Raw genomic sequence first — 19,005 nt, forward strand, 5'->3', positions numbered from 1 at the left:
CGGGCCCCCCCCCCCCCCCCCCGGGTGGGCGGGCCTCACCGGGGGGGCGGGCCCCGCGGACCGGGCGACCGCACTGTACGAGGGGGAGCCGGCGGCCCGGTCGTTCTCGCCTTCCGGCGAGAAGCCCAGTCAAGCGGCACGGCTCCGCCGGCGGGAGCGCGCACGGACCGGAAGAACGGGTACTTCATTCACACCCCGTGTGAAATCGCACCGGGCGAATTCAGCCACCGCTACGCTGAGTTCACCGAGCGACCGGAGGGGCCATGCAGCCCAACACCCTGCTCGACGCCCTCCTGGACGAGGCGGGCGTCTCCAACGCCGGGCTCGCCGACCGTGTGAACCGGGCCGGACGGGCCAGGGGCCTTGCCCTGCGTTACGAACACACCGCCGTGGCGCGGTGGTTGAAGGGCCAGCGGCCGCGCGGCCAGGTGCCCGACCTGATCTGCGAGGTGCTCGCGGCCCGGCTCGGCCGGCCCGTCACCCTCGACGACATCGGGCTCGGTGTGCCCGGCGGCGGACCGCCCGCGCCCGGCACTCCGCTGTCGGGCTTCGTCGACCGGGCCACCGCCCTGTGGCGTTCGGACGAGCAGCAGCGCCCGTACCTGGTCTCCGCCCCGGCGGTGACCGGCACGCCGGCGGTGATGCCGGTGTGGGAGTGGGAGAACCCGCCGGAGGACACCGACGTCTCCCGGACGGGGCTGACCCGGGTGGAGCCCGCCGACATCGCCCTGCTCAGCGCGGCCCGGACGCACTACGAGCAGATGTACCGGAAGGCCGGCGGCATCGCGACCCGCGCCCGGATCGTCGGCTTCCTCACCACCGAGGCGACGCCCCGGCTGCGCGGCTCCTACAGCGACGCCCTGGGGCGCTCCCTGCACCGGGCCACCGGGGGACTGGTGGCGGTGGCCGGGATCTGCGCCTACGACGCCGACGCGCACGGCCTCGCGCAGCGCTACTTCCAGCAGGCGCTGCGGCTCGCGAAGGCCAGCGGGGACCGGGCGTTCGGGGCGTACGTGATCGCGCTGATGGTCAACCAGTCACTGCTGCTGGGGGAGTTCCGGCAGGCGGTGGCCTTCGCGGAGGCGGCGCTGCGGGCGGCGGACGGGACCGTCACCCCGGCGCTCGCGGCGGATCTGACGGCGATGCAGGCGAAGGCGTACGCCCGGCTCGGCGACGGGCGGGCGGCGCTCGACTGCATCCGGCGGGCCGAGGCGACGGCGGAGCGGATCGCGCCGGCGGCGGAGCCGGCCGAGACCGGGTACGTCCAGCCCGGATTCGTCAACGTGCAGGTCGCGGAGGCGCTCCTCAGTCTGGGTGATCTCGCGGGGGCGTACGAGCAGGCGGCCGCGGCGGCGGAGGCGCCCTCGCACGACCGGGGCCGGGTGCACCGGCTGGCGCTGCTCTGCCAGGTCGAGCTGCGGCAGGGCGAGGCGGACTCGGCGGCGCGCACGGCGGTCGAGATGACCGAGCGGGCGCGCGGGATGGAGTCGCGGCGGCTGCGGGACCGGCTGCGGCAGGCCCGGGAGCACCTGCTCGCCAGCGACGCGGGGGACGCGCGGGAGGCGGCGGAACTGATCGACGGGGCGTTGCGCGTTCCGCTCTGACTCTCGAACTGATGCGATATTGCCACCGAACACGCGCCTACCAGTCGGAAGGTGGCAAGAACGTGCAGTGGACGAAACTGAGTGAACACTCCGTCTATGAAAACCGTTGGTTCCGAGTGAACCTCGCGGACGTCGAACTCCCGGACGGCCGCCACCTCGACCACTATCTGATCCGACTCCGCCCCGTCGCCGTCGCGACCGTCGTCAACGACGCCGACGAGGTCCTCATGCTCTGGCGCCACCGCTTCATCACCGACAGCTGGGGCTGGGAGCTGGCCGCCGGCGTCGTCGAGGACGGCGAGACCCCCGAGGCCGCCGCCGCCCGCGAGATGGAGGAGGAGACCGGCTGGCGGCCGGGGCCGCTGCGCCATCTCCTCACCGTCGAGCCCTCCAACGGGCTCAGCGACGCCCGGCACCACCTCTACTGGACGGACCGGGCCACCTGGACCGGCCCGCCGGCCGACGGCTTCGAGTCCTCGCGGCGCGCCTGGGTGCCGCTCAAGGAGGTCCCCGAGCTGATCGCCCGGGGCGAGATCCCGGCCGCGAACATGGCGGCGGGGCTGCTGATGCTCCGCCATCTGCGGCTCGGCTGACACCCCCCCCCGGGGGGGTGACAGGGGAAAGGCGAACGGCCCGTACCTGTGCGGGAGTACGGGCCGTTCCGGTCGCGGAGAGCGACAATCGTGGGACGCCGGAGGCGTCAGGGGCGGGTCAGGAGTAGACGTAGAAGCCGGAGCCCGTCTTGCGGCCCAGCCGGCCCGCGTCCACCATCCGCTGGAGCAGCGGGGGAGCGGCGTACAGCGGCTCCTTGAACTCGGAGTACATCGAGTCGGCGATCGAGGCGATCGTGTCGAGGCCGATGAGGTCCGAGAGCTTCAGGGGGCCCATGGGGTGGGCGCAGCCGAACTCCATGCCGTTGTCGATGTCCTCGCGGCTCGCGATGCCGGACTCGAACATCCGGATCGCCGAGAGCAGGTACGGCACGAGCAGGGCGTTCACGACGAAGCCGGAGCGGTCCTGGGCGCGGATCGCGTGCTTGCCGAGCACCTTCTCGGCGAAGGCCTGCGCCCGGCTGATCGTGCCCTCGGAGGTGGTGAGGGCGGGGATCAGCTCGACCAGCTTCTGCACGGGGGCCGGGTTGAAGAAGTGGATGCCGACGACGTGGTCGGGGCGGGAGGTCGCCACGGCCAGCTTCACCAGCGGGATGGAGGAGGTGTTCGAGGCCAGGATGGCGTCGGGCCGGGTCAGGACCTGGTCGAGGACCTGGAAGATCTCGGTCTTGACCTGCTCGTTCTCGACGACCGCCTCGATGACGAGGTCGCGGTCGGCGAACTCGCCCAGGTCGGTGGTGAAGCTCAGGTTGGCCAGCGCCGCGTCCCGCTCCTCCTCGCTGATCTTGCCGCGTTCGGCGGCCTTGGTCAGCGAGTTCAGCAGCCGGGTGCGGCCGATCTCCAGGGCCTCGCCGGTGGTCTCGGCCACCTTCACCTCGAGGCCGCTCCGGGCACACACCTCTGCGATGCCCGCGCCCATCTGGCCGCAGCCCACCACTCCGACGCGCTCAATGTCGGCCATGGAGTCCGTCACCTCGTGCCTTTCGCTCTTCTCTGGCGGCGGGCCCCCGTGTGATTCCGGTACGCACGCCTCGACCCCATGACGTTACTCCGATTCGCGCGATGATCGATCGGTCGGGGAGGGGGCATGCTGTCCGTGGGGGTGTGACGTATCCGACAGCTGAGGGGTACAAGTGCGGCCTATCGGGAGAAGAGGGTTTGTGACGACCGCCACGGGAGCGGCATTCGCCGTCGTGGGTCCGGGTGCCTCCGGCGCCTCCGCCGGGCGCCCCTCGATACGGGAGCGGGACCGGGACCGGACGCCGTCGCGGTCCGCTCGTTCCGGCGGATTCCGGGGCATGTGGGTGGCGACGGTCGCCAACCGGGACTGGCCGTCCCGCGCCGGTCTGACCGCCGCCGAGCAGAAGGCCGAGCTCCTCGCCCACCTGGACAAGGCGGTGGAGCGGCGGCTCAACGCGGTCGTCCTCCAGGTGCGGCCCACCGCCGACGCACTGTGGCCTTCGCCTCATGAACCCTGGGCGCAGTGCCTCACCGGCACCCAGGGCCGCGACCCCGGCTGGGACCCGCTGGGCACCGCCGTCACGGAGGCGCACGCGCGCGGTCTGGAGCTGCACGCCTGGTTCAACCCGTACCGGGTGGCGAACCACACGGACCCGGCCCGGCTCACCGCCTCCCACCCGGCCCGGCGCCACCCCGACTGGACCGTCCCGTACGGCGGGAAGCTGTACTACAACCCCGGTCTGCCCGAGGTCCGGCGCTTCGTCCAGGACGCCATGCTCGACGCGGTGCGCCGCTACGCCCTGGACGCCGTCCACTGGGACGACTACTTCTACCCGTACCCGGTGGCGGGGGAGCGCTTCGCGGACGACGAGGCGTACGCCCGGCACGGCGCGGACTTCCCCGACCGCGCGGACTGGCGGCGGCACAACACCGACCTGCTGGTCTCGGAGATGGCGGCCCGGATCGAGGAGGTCAGGCCGGGGACGGCCTTCGGGATCAGCCCCTTCGGGGTGTGGCGGAACATCGCCGACGACCCCCGGGGCTCGGACACCCGGGCCGGCGTGGCCACCTACGACGACCTGTACGCGGACACCCGCAAATGGATCGCGGAGGGCTGGATCGACCACGTGGTGCCGCAGCTGTACTGGCACATCGGCCACCCCGCCACCGACTACGCCACGCTCCTCGACTGGTGGAACGCGGCGGTACGGGGGACGGGCGTCGGGCTCTACGTCGGCGAGGCGCTGTACAAGGCGGGCGACACGGCCCAGCCGGAGGCCTGGCAGGACCCGAAGGAGCTGTCGCGGCACCTCGCGCTGGCGGCGGACCGGCCGGGCGTCGGCGGGCACTGCTTCTTCGCGGCGAAGGAGGTCACGGAGGACCGCAACGGCGCCCTCGCGACCGCCGTGGCCGACCACTACCCGGCCCGGGCCCGGCCCCCGCGCCGTCCGGGGACCGCCTAGGCGGCGCGGGCCGCCCGGCGGGACCGCCTAGTGGGACTGTCCGGGGTGGCGGACGACGGTGTCGGGGCCCGGCGACATCAGGGCCTCGTGACCGTCGTCTTCGAACTTGACGCGGTACGGGGGAGTGCCGTTCTCCCCCATCACCTCAAGGACCTGGGCCGTACGGTCGTGCTGACCTACGGTCCGGCCGTGCACCAGCAGTTTGTCGCCCACACTCGCCTGCATCGCGGGACCTCCTCGCGCGCGTATAGGGCCTCTGCCTGCCATTGTGACGCAGGTCACCACTGCCCGCCGCCTCCGGGGGTCAGCTCTTCGCGCGCTGGGTCACCGCGATGCAGACCAGCACGCCGACCGCCGCGACCGGCGCGGCCAGCGGCAGGGACTCGCCGAGCAGGAAGACCGACCAGAACAGCGTCAGCAGCGGCTGGGCGAGCTGGAGCTGGCTGGCGCGCGGGATGCCGATCGCGGCCATGCCCCGGTACCAGACGTACAGGCCGAAGAAGGTGGAGCCGGCGGCCACCCAGACCAGGCCGATCACGCCGTGGGCGGTCAGGTGCACCGGTTCGAGGGCGAGGGCCACCGCCGACGCCGGGACCGTCAGCGGCAGGCAGAACACCAGCGCCCAGCCGATGACCTGCCAGCCCGGCATCAGCCGGGCGAGCCGGCCGCCCTCGGTGTAGCCGGCGGCGCAGACCAGCAGCGCGCCGAAGAGGTAGAGGTCGCCCGCGGAGACCGCGCCGCCGCTCTGCTGGACGGTGAAGGCGATGACGACGGCGGCGCCGGAGACGGCCGCGAGCCAGAAGGTGCGGGACGGGCGGCGGCCGGTCCGGATCGCGGCGAAGGTCGCCGTGGTCAGCGGCAGCAGGCCCACCACGACGGCCGCGTGCGAGGTCGTCGAGGTCTGCAGGGCGAGCGTGGTCAGCAGCGGGAAGCCGATCACCACGCCGCCGGCGACCACCGCGAGCCCGGCCCAGTGGCGGCGCTCCGGCAGCGGCACCCGGCCCACCAGCAGGAACGCCCCGGCGATCAGCGCCGCGAGCGTGGAGCGGACGGCCACCAGCGACCACGGGCCGAAGCTCTCCAGGCCCCACACCGTGGACGGGAAGGTCAGCGAGAAGGAGACCACGCCGAGCAGGGCGAGCAGAGTGCCCTGGAGCGGGGTGGACCCGGCGGCCGACGCCGTCGCGGGAGCACGTCCGGCCGTCGTGTCGACCGCTATCGTCGTCGGGGCAGTAGCGCTATTCTGTGCTCTCATGCATGAGCGTAGCAGTGTGGCCGAACTGGCGAAATCCCTGAAGGCGGAGCTCAACCGCTACTCTCCAGGTGGAAAGCTGCCGTCGAGCCGGACCCTGGTCGAGCGCTACCGGGTCTCCCCGGTGACCGTCACCCGCGCCCTCGCCCAGCTCGCCGCCGAGGGGCTCGTCGTCACCCGCCCCGGCGCCGGCGCCTTCCGGGCCGAGACCCGCGCCCCCGCCACCGCCGGCGACACCTCCTGGCAGGAGCTGGCCCTCAGCGCCGACGCCGCCTCCGACCTCGTCCCGCGCGCCGTCGACGCCTCCGGCGTCCTCGTCACCCTCGCCGCGCCCCCGCCCGGCGTCATCGAGTTCAACGGCGGCTACCTCCACCCCTCCCTCCAGCCCGAGCGGGCCCTCTCCGCCGCCCTCGCCCGGGCCGGCCGCCGCCCCGGCGCCTGGGGCCGGCCGCCCACCGACGGCCTCACCGACCTCCGCGAGTGGTTCGCCCGCGAGATCGGCGGCGGCGTCACCGGCGCCGAGATCCTCATCACCGCCGGCGGCCAGTCCGCCCTCACCACCGCGCTGCGCGCGCTCACCGCGCCCGGCACGCCCGTGCTCGTCGAGTCGCCCACGTACCCCGGCATGCTCGCCGTCGCCCGCGCCGCCGGCCTGCGCCCGGTGCCCGTCCCCACCGACACCGACGGCATCCGCCCCGACCTCCTCGAAGCCGCCTTCCGCGCGACCGGCGCCCGGGTCCTGGTCTGCCAGCCGCTCTTCCAGAACCCCACCGGCGCCCTCCTCCCGCCGGACCGCCGCCGCGAGGTCGTCCGCATCGCCCGGGCCGCCGGCGCCTTCGTCGTCGAGGACGACTTCGCCCGCCGACTCGTCCACGAGGACGCCGGACCCCTCCCGCCGCCGCTCGCCGCCGACGACCCCGACGGCGTCGTCGTCCACGTCTGCTCCCTCACCAAGATCACCTCGGCGAGCCTCCGCGTCGGCGCCCTCGCCGCCCGCGGCCCCGTCCTCGAACGGCTCCGCGCCATCCAGGTCGTCGACAGCTTCTTCGTCCCCCGCCCGCTCCAGGAGGCCGCCCTCGAACTCGTCGGCTCCCCGGCCTGGCCCCGCCACCTGCGCACCGTCTCCCAGGAGCTGAAGGCCCGCCGCGACACCCTCACCGCCGCCGTCGCCCGCCACCTCCCCGAACTCGCCCTGCCCCACGTGCCCTCCGGCGGCTACCACCTCTGGCTCCGCCTCCCCGACGCCCTCCCCGAGCCCACCTTCCTCGCCGCCGCCCTGCGCGCCGGCGTCACCGCCGCCCCCGGCCGGCCCTACTTCTGCGCCGAACCCCCGGCCGGCCACATCCGGCTGAGTTTCGCGGGTGTCGCCGGGCCCACGGAGATCGCCGAGGGCGTCCGCAGGCTCCGGACCGCCATGGACGAACTCCTTCCGTGACACCGGGCGGCCCGGGCCGACGCGCGCACGCCCCGCGCCGGCCCGGAAAACCCGCCTGACACGTGCCCGGCGCTTCGGCATCCTCGGGCCATGAACGAGACCACCACCGCCACCCTCCACGGGACGTACGAGATCTCGGCCGACCCCGCCCGGCTGGACGCGGCCCGCGTCCACCACTGGCTCTCCACCGACGCGTACTGGGCCCTCGGCCGGACCCGGGAGAAGCAGGACAGGGCCATCGCCGGCTCGCTCAACTTCGGCGCCTACCACCGCGACACCGGCGAACTCGCCGCCTACGCGCGCGTGGTCACCGATCACGCCACCTTCGCCTGGCTCTGCGACGTCTACGTCGACCGGCCGGCCCGCGGCACCGGCCTCGGCACCGCCCTCGTCACCGCCGTCCGCGACCACCTGGAGCCCCACGGGCTCCGCCGGATCATGCTCGCCACCGCCGACGCCCACGGCGTCTACGAGAAGGTCGGATTCACGCCACTGCAGAATCCGGACAAGTGGATGGCTCTCGGACAGCACTGAACCCGGGCCTCCCGGTCCCCCCGCCCCGCCCCTTGACCCGGGGCCCCACCGGCCTCACGATCGCGGCCATGGGTCTTCGGGTCACGCTGGTCGCGGCGGCGCGCAGCTCCTCCCTGCTCGCCGAACGCTTCGACGACGACCGGCCGCTCGACGAGGCCGGATGGTACGAGGTGCAGCACGCCGCGCCCGCGCTCCTCCCGCTCGGCGCGGCCGAACTCCGCTACTGCTCCCCGACCCGCCGCAGCCGCGCCACCGGCACCGCCCTCGGCTACGCCCCGCTCGCCCAGCCCGCCCTCCGCGACTGCGACATGGGCCGCTGGCGCGGGCTCACCCTCGCCGAGGTCGCCGCCCTCGAACCGGCCGCCGTCGACGCCTGGCTCGCCGACGCCCGCTCCGCCCCGCACGGCGGCGAACCCCTCCTCGCCTTCATCTCCCGCATCGGCGGCTGGCTCGACACCCGCCCCGACGGCGACCCCGCCGGCGGCGACGTCACCGTCGTCGCCGTCGCCGAACCCTCCGTCGTCCGCGCCGCCCTCGTCTACGCCCTCCGGGCCGCACCCGCCACCTACTGGAGCGTCGACGTCCGCCCCCTCTCCACCGTCACCCTCATCGGCCGCCCCGGCGCCTGGCACCTCCACCTGGACGCCCCCGCCCTCCGCTGAGCCGCCGCACCCGAGGCGGGCGCCCCGGCCCGGACGGACCGGCTAGCCTGGGGGCACGATGAACCGTTTGACCACGTCATGGGGCGACGTCACGCTCACCCGCCACCCCGAGGACCCGCGCGATCCGCTGCGCGCCTGGGACGCGGCCGACGAGTACCTGCTGAACCACCTGGCCGAGACCGGCACCGGCCTCTCCGGCACCGTCGCCGTCCTCGGCGACCGCTGGGGCGCGCTCGTCACCGCGCTGCACGCCGCCGGGGCCGGGGCACTCGTCCAGATCTCCGACTCGTACCTCGGCCGCGAGGCCACCCGCGCCAACCTCGCGCGGGCCGGCGCCGCCCCCGACGCCGTCCGGCTGCTCACCACCCAGGACCCGCCGCCCGAGCGGATCGACGTCCTCCTCGTCCGCGTCCCCAAGAGCCTCGCGCTCCTGGAGGACCAGCTGCACCGGCTCGCCCCCGCCGTCCACGCGGACACGGTGATCGTCGGCACCGGCATGGTCAAGGAGATCCACACCTCCACCCTGACCCTCTTCGAGCGGATCCTCGGCCCCACCCGCACCTCGCTCGCGGTGAAGAAGGCCCGGCTCATCCACACCACCCCCGACCCGGCCGCCGCGCCCGGGCCGAACCCGTGGCCGCACCGGTACGCCCTCCCGGCCGACACCCCCGCGCCCGGCCTCGCCGGACGCACGGTCGCCAACCAGGCGGGCGTCTTCTGCGCCGACCGCCTCGACATCGGCACCCGCTTCCTCCTCGGCCACCTGCCGCGCGGCCTCGGCCACGCGCGCGTGGCGGACCTCGGCTGCGGCAACGGCGTCGTCGGCCTCGCGGTGGCCCTGGCCGAGCCCGACGCCGAACTGCTCTTCACCGACGAGTCGTACCAGGCCGTCGCCTCCGCCGAGGAGAACTTCCGCACCCACGCGGGCGAGGACCGCAAGGCGGAGTTCACCGTCGGCGACGGCCTCGCGGACGTCCCCGCCGGCTCCCTCGACCTCGTCCTCAACAACCCGCCCTTCCACAGCCACCAGGCCACCACCGACCGCACCGCCCGCCGGATGTTCTCCGACGCCCGGCGCGCGCTCCGGCCCGGCGGCGAACTGTGGGTCGTGGGCAACCGCCACCTCGGCTACCACGTCACGCTCCGCCGCATCTTCGGCAACGGCGAACTCGTCGCGAGCGACCCGAAGTTCGTGGTCCTGCGCGCGGTCAAGCGCTGACGCGGCCGGGCCCGCCGGGGGCGGCGGCGGCCCCTCAGGCGTCCGGGAAGACCAGGTCCAGGGTGCGCAGGCGGTCCGGGTCCGTCGTGATGTCGAGGCCGACGATCCGGCCGCGGCGGAAGCCGAACGCCACCGCCGCGACGGGACGTCCGGCCCCGAACGCCACCACCCCGACCGAGCCGTCGACCAGCGCGGGCCGCACCGCGTCACCCGGCCGCGCCGCCAGGGCCGCCGAGGCCGCCAGGGCCACCGCCGCGGCCCCGTGCACCGGACCCCGCTCCGCGTACGCGACCGCCTCCGGATCGAGCAGCCCGGCCAGCGCGACGGCGTCCCGCGCGCGTGCGGCGGCCAGGAAGGCGTCCACGAGCGCCCGCAGCCGCCCCGGATCACCCCCGTCTCCCGCCGGGCCGCCGCCCCGCAGCCGCTCCCGGGCCCGCCGCGCGCGCCGGGCGGCGTCGGCGGCCGACCCGCCCATGACCCGGGCGGTCTCCCCGGGGGCCAGCCCGAAGACGTCGTGGAGGAGGTACGCGAGCCGCTGACGGGCGTCGAGCCGGTCCAGCACGGCGAGGAAACCGATCAGGACGGTCTCGTCCAGGTCGTCCGGCACCCGTTCCGGCGCCGCCCGGTCGCGCCCCGCCGCCCCGCGCGCGTGCCCGCCGGCGTCGAGGCACGCGCGGGCGACCAGAGCCGTCAGACAGAGCCGCGCCACCGCCGGGGCGTCCGCGCCGAGGCCCGCCCTGACCCGGCCGAGGACGGCCTCCGCCGCCCCCTCCGCCCCCGCGCCCAGGAGCCGCAGGGCCACGTCCCGCAGCCGCTCCTCGTCGGCGTCGAACCACGCGCCCAGCGCGGTCACCACAGCGTCGTCGTGCATAGGGCTCTCACTTCCCGTCAGGTTCCGTCACCGGATTGACGGGCCGGCGCGGGCCGTTGTGACGCGGGGCCGGGAGGGGCGCTGTCGGTGCCGGGTGTCACGATCGAGGCAGCGACACACGGGACGCGGGGGAGGGGCCGGGATGACGGAGCGGGAGCGGGCGGTCGAGGAGATCGTCGCGGTGTTCGCCGACGCCGCGCCGGAGGGATGGCGGCGGGCCGCGTTCCACTGGCGGGAGAGCGACGGCGGGATCTCGATGGGGGGCGGGTACGAGACGGGGGACGGCGGACACCAGCGGCTGCCGCTGCGGACCGTGCACCGCCGCCTCGTCGAACCCGCCCGGGTCCTGCGGGAGTCGTGCGGGACGTCCGGCAGCACCGCCGAGCTGGAGTGCGCCGCCGACGGGACGTACCGCCTGGTCGTCGCCCCCACGGCGGGCACGCGGCCCGGTCTGGGCGACGGCGGGATCATCCTCGACCCCGCCGCCCGGCTGCCCGAGCCGGGGCTGGCAGAGGAGACCGGCACGGCGGCCCCGGCCGGCGACCCCGAGGAGGCGGTCGCGCTCTTCCGCGCGATCCTCGCGCGGCGAGCCGCGCTCCTCGGCGGTCCCGAGCGACTGCCCGCGCCCGCGCGCGAGAGCGCGATCGATGCGGCCGAGCGGCGGCTCGGCGCCCGGCTGCCCGCCGACCTCCGCGCCCTGTACGCCCTCGCCGACGGCGACCTGGTCGACGGCAGGCACCGCGACGTCCTGGGCGAGGCGGGCTGGCTGGGCCTCGACGGGATGGTCGCCGCCCACGCGCACCAGGCGGTGCCGGACTGGATGGGCTGGAGCCTCGGCTGGGACGCGGTGATCCTCGACGCCGAACCGCCCGGGCGGGTGCGGCGCTGCACCGGCGATCCCACCCGGATCCCGTTCCTCACCAACGAGGACGGGAACTACCGGGCGGTGGACCTGGCCCCGGCCCGGCACGGTCACCCCGGACAGGTGATCGTGATCGGCCGCGACCACGCCCACGGCGCCACGTACCTCACGGAGTCGGTCACGGCGCTGCTGCGGTGGGCGCTCGGCGAGCTGGAGCGGGGCGCGTACGAGGTCGCCGACGGGAACGTCTGGCTCGACCGCGCCCTCAGCTCCGCCCAGCGGCTCCGGCCGCGCCCCGGCCCGGTGGCGGAGCCGCCCGGCCCGCAGGTGCAGGAGGTCGAGGCGCGCGGCGCGGACGGCCCCGTCGACCTCGGCGCCCTCGCGGGCGCCCCGTCCCTGCGCCGGGTGACCCTCTACGGCGGGGCGTCGGCCCGGGACCTGACCCCGCTCCGTACGACCCCGGTCGAGTCGCTGACCACCGCCCTGACCGGCACGGCGGGCGGCCTGGCCCCGCTCGCCGGTCATCCCCGCCTCCGCGCCCTGCGCCTGACGGGCGCCGCCGCACCGGTCGACCTGGCCCCGCTCCGTACGGTCCCCGGCCTCTGCGGCCTGGCCCTGAGCGGGGTGCCGCTCGCCGACCCGTCGGTCCTCGCGGAGCTGCCCGGGCTGCGCTACCTGGTGCTGGACCGGCGTCAGTGGGCGGCGCTGCTCGACGCGGGCGGAGCGCCGGCGGGTCTTGCCGCCGTGGGTCTCGGCGAGCCGGACGCCGGGCTGGACGAGACGCTGGAGCTGGCCGCCCGGCTGGGTCACCCCCTGGATGCCTTCCGGGCCGAGGGAGCCCTCCCCGCCGCACCCGTCCCCGCCTCCGCGAGGAACAGACAGACGGACGCGACCCCGACGAGCCCGAGCACCCCCGGGCCGACGTAGCCGGGCCCGTCGCCGGTCGTACGGCTGCCGCCGCCCCGCAGCTCACAGAGGTACCGAGGCGGCAGGTACGCGACCCGGTGGCCCACCACGTCCGCCGCGGCCTCCGGGTCGCCCGCCACCCGGCAGGGCCGGGGCGGAAAGGCGTCGGTGCCGCTGTCGTCCGTGTCGAGCACGGCGAGCCCGACGCCGAGCAGCCCCCAGGTGTACAGCGCGGCGGCGGCGGCCGCCGCCAGCGCGGCGCCGCACCGCAACCGCGTCCGCCGCCCGGCCCGCCGCACCCCGGCCTGCCCGAGCCGGCCGAAGCCGTATCCGGCGAGCCCGACCCCGACGAGGGACACGACGACGAGGAGCACGAGAAGCGTCATCCCGCGACCTCACCAGGAGAAGCCCCTCAAGGGCCATGACGGAGCCCACAGTTCCGGTGCCGGGAAGGTCGCGCCGACCGGTCGTCAGACCTCCGACGCGCGCTCCAGCGCCGCGAGTTCCCGGTCGGCGCGCTCGGTGACGAGGGCGAGGACGCGGCCGGCGGCCGCCAGGTCCTCGGGCGGGATGCCGCCCCAGACGCGGGCGGAGAGGGGCGCCGCCTCGGCGGCGACGGTGGCGAGCAGCTCGCGGCCGGCGTCCGTGGGGAGCAGATGGGGGCCGTCGGCGACGAGCAGGGCCTTGGCCACCAGGGCGTCGAGGGCGGCACGGGCGTCCGCCGGGTCGCCCTTGACGCTCGCGCGGACCCGGGCGACGAGCTCGTCCGCGGTCAGCGGGGTCTCGGCGGTGGCCGCCGCGCGCAGCGCGATCTGCTGCAGGAACGTGGCGCCGTGCCGGCCCAGGACGTGCTCCAGGACGCCCCGGGCCGCGTAGTGGGCGAGGCCGAGCATGCGGGCGTCGGCGGCGGTCGTGGTCGTGGTCGTCGTCGTGGTCATGGTGTTGCCCCCTGAGTGGTCTCGTCGGTGGTCGTGCCGGTCTGTTCGAGTGCGGAGGGAACGAGGGAGACGTCGAGCAGGGCCGTCAGCTCGTCGGTGAACGCGCGGGTCCGTTCCGCGTCGAGGCCGCCCAGCGGTTCCAGGAGCTGCTGGAGCAGGTCCTGCACCACGGCGACGGCCCGCCGGGTGACGGTCCGCCCCTCCTCGGTGAGCGAGAGCTGTACGGCGCGCGGGTCCCGGGGGTCCCGTACGCGCTCGATGAGCCCGGCCGACTCCAGGGAGCGGGCGAGCTTGGAGACGTACAGCGCCTCCATCCCGGTGTGGTCGGCGAGCCGCCGCTGGCTGGGCCGCTCTCCGGCGCGCTGCATGCCGTGCAACGACGCGACCAGCGAGTACTGCGCGTGGGTGAGGCCCAGCGGCGCCACCGCGCGGTCGACCGCGACCCGCCACTTGTTGGCGAGCCGCCACACCAGAAAGCCGGGCGTGGGGCCCGGGGATCCCTTGCTCATGACGGATACAGTACATGGCTACTATGTCCATGGCTACTAAATCCGGGGCCGGTCGTGGATGCGGCCCGCCACGCCCCCCGGCACCCTGGAGAGTGAAGCCTCCGCGCGGCCTCACACACCTGATTGCATAAAACTACGACGCCACGTATAGTCATGCCATCCATGAGGAGGGTTTCGATGACGGTACGAGCAGCAGTCGCAGGCGCGAGCGGATACGCGGGCGGGGAACTCCTGCGCCTTCTCCTCGCGCACCCCCACGTCGAGATCGGCACCCTGACCGGCCACTCCAACGCCGGCCAGAAGCTCGGCGGCCTCCAGCCCCATCTGCTGCCGCTCGCCGACCGCGTCCTCGCGCCGACCACCGCCGAGGAGCTGGCCGGCCACGACGTCGTCTTCCTCGCCCTGCCGCACGGCCAGTCCGCCGCCGTCGCCGAGCAGCTCGGCCCGGACGTCCTCGTCGTCGACATGGGCGCCGACTTCCGGCTGAAGGACCCGGCCGACTGGGAGACGTACTACGGCTCCCCGCACGCCGGCACCTGGCCCTACGGCCTCCCCGAACTGCCGGGCGCCCGCGCCGCGCTGGAGGGGTCCAAGCGCATCGCGGTGCCCGGTTGCTACCCCACCGCCGTCTCGCTCGCCCTCTTCCCGGCGTACGCGGACGGGCTCGCCGCCCCCGAGGCCGTGATCGTCGCCGCCTCCGGCACCTCCGGCGCCGGCAAGGCCCTCAAGCCGCACCTGCTCGGCAGCGAGGTGATGGGCAACATGACCCCGTACGGCGTCGGCGGCGGCCACCGGCACACCCCCGAGATGATCCAGAACCTCAGCGGCCCGGCCGGCGAGCGGGTCTCGGTCTCCTTCACCCCGACCCTGGCCCCGATGCCCCGCGGCATCCTCGCCACCTGCACCGCCGCCGCGAAGCCCGGGGTGACCGCCGAGGCCGTCCGCACCGCCTACGAGAAGGCGTACGCGGACGAGCCGTTCGTCCACCTCCTGCCCGAGGGGCAGTGGCCCGCCACGGCGTCCGTCCACGGTTCCAACGCCGTTCACATCCAGGTCGCGTACGACGCGAACGCGCACCGGATCATCGCGATCAGCGCCATCGACAACCTCACCAAGGGCACCGCCGGCGGCGCGGTGCAGAGCATGAACATCGCCCTCGGCCTTCCCGAGGACACCGGACTCTCCACGATTGGAGTCGCTCCATGAGCGTCACCGCAGCGCAGGGATTCACGGCGGCGGGCATCGCCGCCGGGATCAAGCAGAACGGCAACCCGGACCTGGCCCTCGTGGTCAACACCGGGCCGCGCCGCGCCGCCGCGGGAGTCTTCACGTCCAACCGCGTCAAGGCCGCCCCGGTCGTCTGGTCCCAGCAGGTCCTCGCCGACGGCGAGCTGACCGCCGTCGTCCTCAACTCGGGCGGCGCCAACGCCTGCACCGGCCCGAAGGGCTTCCAGGACACCCACGCCACCGCCGAGAAGGTCGCCGAGGTCCTCAGCGGCCGGGGCACCGAGGTCGGCGCCGGCGAGGTCGCCGTCGCCTCCACCGGCCTCATCGGCGTCCTCCTCCCCATGGACAAGCTCCTCCCGGGCGTCGAGAAGGCCGCCGCCGAACTCTCCGCGCACGGCGGCGAGAAGGCCGCCATCGCCATCAAGACCACCGACACCGTCCACAAGACCGCCGTGGTCACCTGGGGGTCCCCCCGGACGGAGTCCGGGGGAGGCTGGACGGTCGGCGGCATGGCGAAGGGCGCGGGCATGCTCGCCCCCGGCCTCGCCACCATGCTCGTCGTCCTCACCACCGACGCCGACGTGGACGCCAAGGGCCTGGACGCCGCCCTGCGGACCGCCACCCGGCTCACCTTCGACCGGGTCGACTCCGACGGCTGCATGTCCACCAACGACACCGTCCTCCTGCTCGCCTCCGGCGCCTCCGGCATCACCCCGGCCCAGGACGACTTCGCCGAGGCCGTCCGGGAGGTCTGCGCCGACCTCGCCCGCCAGCTGATCGGCGACGCCGAGGGCGCCAGCAAGGACATCCGGATCGAGGTGATCAACGCGGCCACCGAGGACGACGCCGTCGAGGTCGGCCGCTCCATCGCCCGCAACAACCTCCTCAAGTGCGCCATCCACGGCGAGGACCCCAACTGGGGCCGGGTGCTCTCCGCCATCGGCACCACCTCCGCCGCCTTCGAGCCCGACGAGCTGAACGTCGCCATCAACGGCGTCTGGGTCTGCAAGAACGGCTCCGTCGGCGAGGACCGCGACCTCGTCGACATGCGCTACCGGGAGGTCGTCGTCACCGCCGACCTGGCCGCCGGCTCCGAGTCCGCCGTGATCTGGGCCAACGACCTGACCGCCGACTACGTCCACGAGAACAGCGCGTACTCGTCATGACCAACGCCACGCGGAAGCACACCGCCCTCCCGAAGGCCCAGACGTTGATCGAGGCCCTGCCCTGGCTCACCCGCCACCACGGCAAGACCGTCGTCATCAAGTTCGGCGGCAACGCCATGATCGACGACGAGCTGAAGGCGGCCTTCGCCCAGGACGTCGTCTTCCTGCGGCACGCCGGCCTCAAGCCGGTCGTCGTGCACGGCGGCGGCCCGCAGATCAGCGCCGCCCTCGACCGGCACGGCATCGTCAGCGAGTTCAAGGCGGGCCTGCGGGTCACCACCGAGGACGCCATGGACGTCGTACGGATGGTGCTCGCCGGCCAGGTCCAGCGCGAGCTCGTCGGGCTGCTCAACCAGCACGGCCCGCTCGCCGTCGGCCTCACCGGCGAGGACGCCCACACCATCACCGCCACCAAGCACCTGCCGGAGATCGGCGGCGAACGGGTCGACATCGGCCGCGTCGGCGAGATCACCGCCATCGACACCGGCGCCATCCAGGCGCTCCTGGAGGACGGCCGCATCCCGGTCGTCTCCTCCATCGCCCGCTCCCAGGACGACGGACATGTCTACAACGTCAATGCTGATACGGCGGCTGCGGCACTCGCTGCGGCGCTGGGCGCCGAGACCCTGATGGTCCTGACCGACGTCGAGGGCCTCTACGAGGACTGGCCGAACAGCGACGAGGTCATCAGCCGGCTCACTGCGAGCCAGCTGGAGAAGCTGCTGCCCGAGCTCTCCAGCGGCATGGTCCCCAAGATGGAGGGCTGCCTGCACGCCGTCCGCAACGGCGTCACCACCGCCCGCGTGATCGACGGGCGCGTCCAGCACTCCATCCTGCTGGAGATCTTCACCGACGAGGGCATCGGCACGATGGTCGTGCCGGACACAGAGGGGGAAGCGTGAGCAACGACCGGCTGACCGAGCGGTGGCAGGGCTCGCTCATGGACAACTACGGCACCCCGCGCCTGCCCCTGGTCCGCGGCGAGGGCGCCACGGTGTGGGACGCCGACGGCACCGAGTACCTGGACTTCGTCGGCGGCATCGCGGTGAACGCGCTGGGCCACGCCCACCCGGCGGTCGTCAAGGCGGTCACCCGCCAGATCCGGAGCCTCGGCCACGTCTCCAACCTCTTCGTCGCCGAACCGCCCGTGGCGCTCGCCGAACGGCTCCTCGGCCTCTTCGGCCGGCCGGGCCGGGTCTTCTTCTGCAACTCGGGCGCCGAGGCCAACGAGGCCGCGTTCAAGATCGGCCGGCTCACCGGCCGGACCCACATGGTCGCCACCGAGGGCGGCTTCCACGGCCGCACCATGGGCTCCCTCGCCCTCACCGGCCAGCCCGGCAAGCAGGCCCCGTTCCTGCCGCTGCCCGGCGACGTCACCCACGTCCCGTACGGCGACGCGGAGGCGCTGAGGGCGGCCGTCACCGAGGAGACGGCCCTCGTCGTCATCGAGCCCATCCAGGGCGAGAACGGCGTCGTCGTCCCGCCGCCCGGCTACCTGAAGGCCGCCCGCGAGATCACCCGCGCCACCGGCACCCTCCTCGTCCTCGACGAGGTGCAGACCGGCATCGGGCGCTGCGGCCACTGGTTCGAGCACCAGGCCCACGAGGGCGTCGACCCCGACGTCGTCACCCTGGCCAAGGGGCTCGGCGGCGGCCTGCCGCTCGGCGCCACCGTCGCCTTCGGCGCGGCCGCCGAGCTGTTCGCCCCCGGCCACCACGGCACCACCTTCGGCGGCAACCCGGTCGCCTGCGCCGCCGGCCTCGCCGTCCTCGACACCCTCGGAGCCGACGCGGCCCTCGACCACGTCAAGTCCGTCGGCGAGCGGCTGCGCTCCGGAATCGAGGGCCTCGGGCACCCGCTGGTCTCCCATGTCCGTGGTGCGGGCCTCCTGCTGGGTATCGTGCTCACCGAGCCCCTCGCGCCCCAGGTGCAGCAGGCGGCTCAGGACGCCGGCCTCCTGGTGAACGCGCCCGCCCCCGACGTCGTACGGATCATGCCTCCGCTGGTCCTCACCGACGCCGAGGCGGACACCTTCCTCCGGGCCCTGCCGGCCGTCCTCGACAAGGCGTACGAGGCGTAGCAGGCGTACGAGGCGAACGGGCAAGGACGAACCGGAGAATGAGGCGACGATGACCGACGCGCAGGGGAACGAGCACGGAGGGCCGTCGGTCCCGCAGACCCGCACCGCACGCCACCGCAGGATCGTCGACATCCTCAACCGGCAGCCGGTGCGGTCGCAGAGCCAGCTCGCCAAGCTCCTCGCGGACGACGGGCTGAGCGTCACCCAGGCGACGCTCTCCCGCGACCTCGACGAGCTCGGCGCGGTGAAGATCCGCAACACCGGCGGCGAGCTGATCTACGCGGTCCCCAGCGAGGGCGGCTTCCGCACCCCGCAGGCCCCGCTCGGCGAGTCCGCCAAGGAGGAGCGGATGCGCCGGCTCTCCGGCGAACTCCTCATCTCCGCCGAGGCGTCCGCCAACCTGGTGGTGCTCAGGACCCCGCCGGGCGCCGCCCAGTTCCTCGCGTCCGCCATCGACCAGGCCGAACTCCACGCGATCCTCGGCACCATCGCGGGCGACGACACCCTGCTGCTCATCTCCCGCGACCCGACGGGCGGTCAGGCGCTCGCCGACCACCTGCTGCGCCTCGCGCAGAAGGGGAACTGAGCGCCGTTCAGTAGCGCGTGACCGCCCGGGGGCCCCCCCCCCCGGGGCCCGCCCGGTTGGGGCCCCCCCCCCCCCGACCCCCCACCCCCGACCCCCCCCCACGCGCGCGTCGATATAAAA

19 protein-coding genes are annotated in these 19,005 nt (G+C 74.7%); 13 read left to right on the top strand and 6 right to left on the bottom strand.

Features of this window, described 5'->3' with window-relative positions:
• The first annotated feature begins 263 nt into the window (after positions 1-263).
• Both ACFW1I_RS32545 and ACFW1I_RS32550 read left to right on the top strand, forming a co-directional pair.
• Positions 264-1,604: a transcriptional regulator gene (locus tag ACFW1I_RS32545; RefSeq protein WP_384676697.1), complete on the top strand. Its 1,341-nt coding sequence runs from the start codon at positions 264-266 to the stop codon at positions 1,602-1,604.
• Between the two features lie 62 nt (positions 1,605-1,666).
• Entirely contained in the window at positions 1,667-2,197 is a 531-nt protein-coding gene (locus ACFW1I_RS32550; RefSeq protein WP_384676699.1) for an NUDIX hydrolase, read from the top strand.
• A 118-nt stretch (positions 2,198-2,315) separates the two neighbouring features.
• On the opposite strand, the gene ACFW1I_RS32555 is transcribed toward ACFW1I_RS32550, so the two are convergent.
• Positions 2,316-3,176 (bottom strand): 3-hydroxybutyryl-CoA dehydrogenase, encoded by an 861-nt coding sequence (locus ACFW1I_RS32555; RefSeq protein WP_384676701.1) that lies wholly within the window; start codon positions 3,174-3,176, stop codon positions 2,316-2,318.
• 172 nt (positions 3,177-3,348) lie between these two features.
• On the opposite strand from ACFW1I_RS32555, the gene ACFW1I_RS32560 reads away from it, so the two are divergent.
• Positions 3,349-4,638: a glycoside hydrolase family 10 protein gene (locus ACFW1I_RS32560; protein WP_384676703.1), complete on the top strand. Its 1,290-nt coding sequence runs from the start codon at positions 3,349-3,351 to the stop codon at positions 4,636-4,638.
• 27 nt (positions 4,639-4,665) lie between these two features.
• Here ACFW1I_RS32560 and ACFW1I_RS32565 read toward each other — a convergent pair whose 3' ends face one another.
• Together ACFW1I_RS32565 and ACFW1I_RS32570 are read right to left on the bottom strand one after the other, a co-directional pair.
• On the bottom strand, positions 4,666-4,863 hold the full coding sequence (locus ACFW1I_RS32565; protein WP_384676705.1) for a DUF1918 domain-containing protein: 198 nt from the start codon (positions 4,861-4,863) through the stop codon (positions 4,666-4,668).
• A gap of 79 nt (positions 4,864-4,942) precedes the next feature.
• A complete protein-coding gene (locus ACFW1I_RS32570) occupies positions 4,943-5,893 on the bottom strand; it encodes a DMT family transporter (protein ID WP_384676707.1) in 951 nt (316 codons plus the stop codon).
• Here ACFW1I_RS32570 and ACFW1I_RS32575 point away from each other — a divergent pair.
• The 4 genes from ACFW1I_RS32575 to ACFW1I_RS32590 all read left to right on the top strand — a co-directional run bounded on the left by ACFW1I_RS32575 (position 5,892) and on the right by ACFW1I_RS32590 (position 9,740).
• On the top strand, positions 5,892-7,325 hold the full coding sequence (locus ACFW1I_RS32575; RefSeq protein ID WP_384676709.1) for a PLP-dependent aminotransferase family protein: 1,434 nt from the start codon (positions 5,892-5,894) through the stop codon (positions 7,323-7,325). The two genes, ACFW1I_RS32570 and ACFW1I_RS32575, sit on opposite strands and share 2 nt — an antisense overlap.
• A 90-nt stretch (positions 7,326-7,415) precedes the next feature.
• Positions 7,416-7,859 (top strand): GNAT family N-acetyltransferase, encoded by a 444-nt coding sequence (locus ACFW1I_RS32580; protein ID WP_384676711.1) that lies wholly within the window; start codon positions 7,416-7,418, stop codon positions 7,857-7,859.
• A gap of 68 nt (positions 7,860-7,927) precedes the next feature.
• Entirely contained in the window at positions 7,928-8,521 is a 594-nt protein-coding gene (locus tag ACFW1I_RS32585; protein WP_384676713.1) for a histidine phosphatase family protein, read from the top strand.
• A gap of 67 nt (positions 8,522-8,588) precedes the next feature.
• On the top strand, positions 8,589-9,740 hold the full coding sequence (locus tag ACFW1I_RS32590) for a methyltransferase (RefSeq protein WP_384676715.1): 1,152 nt from the start codon (positions 8,589-8,591) through the stop codon (positions 9,738-9,740).
• Positions 9,741-9,774: 34 nt separating this feature from the next.
• On the opposite strand, the gene ACFW1I_RS32595 is transcribed toward ACFW1I_RS32590, so the two are convergent.
• Positions 9,775-10,611, bottom strand: coding sequence for a sigma factor-like helix-turn-helix DNA-binding protein (locus tag ACFW1I_RS32595; RefSeq protein ID WP_384676717.1), 837 nt, complete (start codon positions 10,609-10,611; stop codon positions 9,775-9,777).
• A gap of 142 nt (positions 10,612-10,753) precedes the next feature.
• On the opposite strand from ACFW1I_RS32595, the gene ACFW1I_RS32600 reads away from it, so the two are divergent.
• Positions 10,754-12,400 (top strand): SMI1/KNR4 family protein, encoded by a 1,647-nt coding sequence (locus ACFW1I_RS32600; RefSeq protein ID WP_384676719.1) that lies wholly within the window; start codon positions 10,754-10,756, stop codon positions 12,398-12,400.
• 449 nt (positions 12,401-12,849) lie between these two features.
• Here the strand turns inward: ACFW1I_RS32600 and ACFW1I_RS32605 are convergent, their stop codons facing one another.
• Positions 12,850-13,317 (bottom strand): MarR family transcriptional regulator, encoded by a 468-nt coding sequence (locus ACFW1I_RS32605; RefSeq protein WP_384676721.1) that lies wholly within the window; start codon positions 13,315-13,317, stop codon positions 12,850-12,852.
• Positions 13,314-13,826, bottom strand: a complete 513-nt coding sequence (locus tag ACFW1I_RS32610) for a MarR family winged helix-turn-helix transcriptional regulator (protein ID WP_384676723.1) — start codon at positions 13,824-13,826, stop codon at positions 13,314-13,316. Before ACFW1I_RS32610 ends, ACFW1I_RS32605 begins: the two co-directional genes overlap by 4 nt.
• A gap of 177 nt (positions 13,827-14,003) precedes the next feature.
• Between ACFW1I_RS32610 and argC the strand changes: the two genes are divergently transcribed.
• Genes argC through ACFW1I_RS32635 form a run of 5 tightly spaced genes read left to right on the top strand, consistent with a single transcriptional unit; the run spans position 14,004 to position 18,885 of the window.
• Positions 14,004-15,032, top strand: coding sequence for an N-acetyl-gamma-glutamyl-phosphate reductase (gene argC, locus ACFW1I_RS32615; RefSeq protein WP_384676725.1), 1,029 nt, complete (start codon positions 14,004-14,006; stop codon positions 15,030-15,032).
• A complete protein-coding gene (gene argJ, locus ACFW1I_RS32620; protein WP_384676727.1) occupies positions 15,029-16,219 on the top strand; it encodes a bifunctional glutamate N-acetyltransferase/amino-acid acetyltransferase ArgJ in 1,191 nt (396 codons plus the stop codon). The genes argC and argJ overlap by 4 nt, the downstream gene beginning before the upstream one ends.
• Positions 16,216-17,121, top strand: a complete 906-nt coding sequence (argB, locus tag ACFW1I_RS32625; RefSeq protein WP_384676729.1) for an acetylglutamate kinase — start codon at positions 16,216-16,218, stop codon at positions 17,119-17,121. The genes argJ and argB overlap by 4 nt, the downstream gene beginning before the upstream one ends.
• Positions 17,118-18,299, top strand: a complete 1,182-nt coding sequence (locus ACFW1I_RS32630) for an acetylornithine transaminase (protein ID WP_384676731.1) — start codon at positions 17,118-17,120, stop codon at positions 18,297-18,299. Before argB ends, ACFW1I_RS32630 begins: the two co-directional genes overlap by 4 nt.
• A 49-nt stretch (positions 18,300-18,348) precedes the next feature.
• Positions 18,349-18,885: an arginine repressor gene (locus ACFW1I_RS32635; RefSeq protein ID WP_030756161.1), complete on the top strand. Its 537-nt coding sequence runs from the start codon at positions 18,349-18,351 to the stop codon at positions 18,883-18,885.
• The last annotated feature ends 120 nt before the right edge of the window (positions 18,886-19,005 follow it).

Source organism: Streptomyces sp. NPDC058955 (genome assembly GCF_042741435.1).
GTDB lineage: Bacteria > Actinomycetota > Actinomycetes > Streptomycetales > Streptomycetaceae > Streptomyces.

Coding starts and splice junctions, on each gene's coding strand:
- ACFW1I_RS32545 (WP_384676697.1), top strand. CDS start 264: ATGCAGCCCAACACCCTGCTCGACGCCCTCCTGGACGAGGCGGGCGTC.
- ACFW1I_RS32555 (WP_384676701.1), bottom strand. CDS start 3,176: ATGGCCGACATTGAGCGCGTCGGAGTGGTGGGCTGCGGCCAGATGGGC.
- ACFW1I_RS32565 (WP_384676705.1), bottom strand. CDS start 4,863: ATGCAGGCGAGTGTGGGCGACAAACTGCTGGTGCACGGCCGGACCGTA.
- ACFW1I_RS32575 (WP_384676709.1), top strand. CDS start 5,892: ATGCATGAGCGTAGCAGTGTGGCCGAACTGGCGAAATCCCTGAAGGCG.
- ACFW1I_RS32570 (WP_384676707.1), bottom strand. CDS start 5,893: ATGAGAGCACAGAATAGCGCTACTGCCCCGACGACGATAGCGGTCGAC.
- ACFW1I_RS32580 (WP_384676711.1), top strand. CDS start 7,416: ATGAACGAGACCACCACCGCCACCCTCCACGGGACGTACGAGATCTCG.
- ACFW1I_RS32585 (WP_384676713.1), top strand. CDS start 7,928: ATGGGTCTTCGGGTCACGCTGGTCGCGGCGGCGCGCAGCTCCTCCCTG.
- ACFW1I_RS32595 (WP_384676717.1), bottom strand. CDS start 10,611: ATGCACGACGACGCTGTGGTGACCGCGCTGGGCGCGTGGTTCGACGCC.
- ACFW1I_RS32600 (WP_384676719.1), top strand. CDS start 10,754: ATGACGGAGCGGGAGCGGGCGGTCGAGGAGATCGTCGCGGTGTTCGCC.
- ACFW1I_RS32605 (WP_384676721.1), bottom strand. CDS start 13,317: ATGACCACGACGACGACCACGACCACGACCGCCGCCGACGCCCGCATG.
- ACFW1I_RS32610 (WP_384676723.1), bottom strand. CDS start 13,826: ATGAGCAAGGGATCCCCGGGCCCCACGCCCGGCTTTCTGGTGTGGCGG.
- argC (WP_384676725.1), top strand. CDS start 14,004: ATGACGGTACGAGCAGCAGTCGCAGGCGCGAGCGGATACGCGGGCGGG.
- argJ (WP_384676727.1), top strand. CDS start 15,029: ATGAGCGTCACCGCAGCGCAGGGATTCACGGCGGCGGGCATCGCCGCC.
- argB (WP_384676729.1), top strand. CDS start 16,216: ATGACCAACGCCACGCGGAAGCACACCGCCCTCCCGAAGGCCCAGACG.
- ACFW1I_RS32635 (WP_030756161.1), top strand. CDS start 18,349: ATGACCGACGCGCAGGGGAACGAGCACGGAGGGCCGTCGGTCCCGCAG.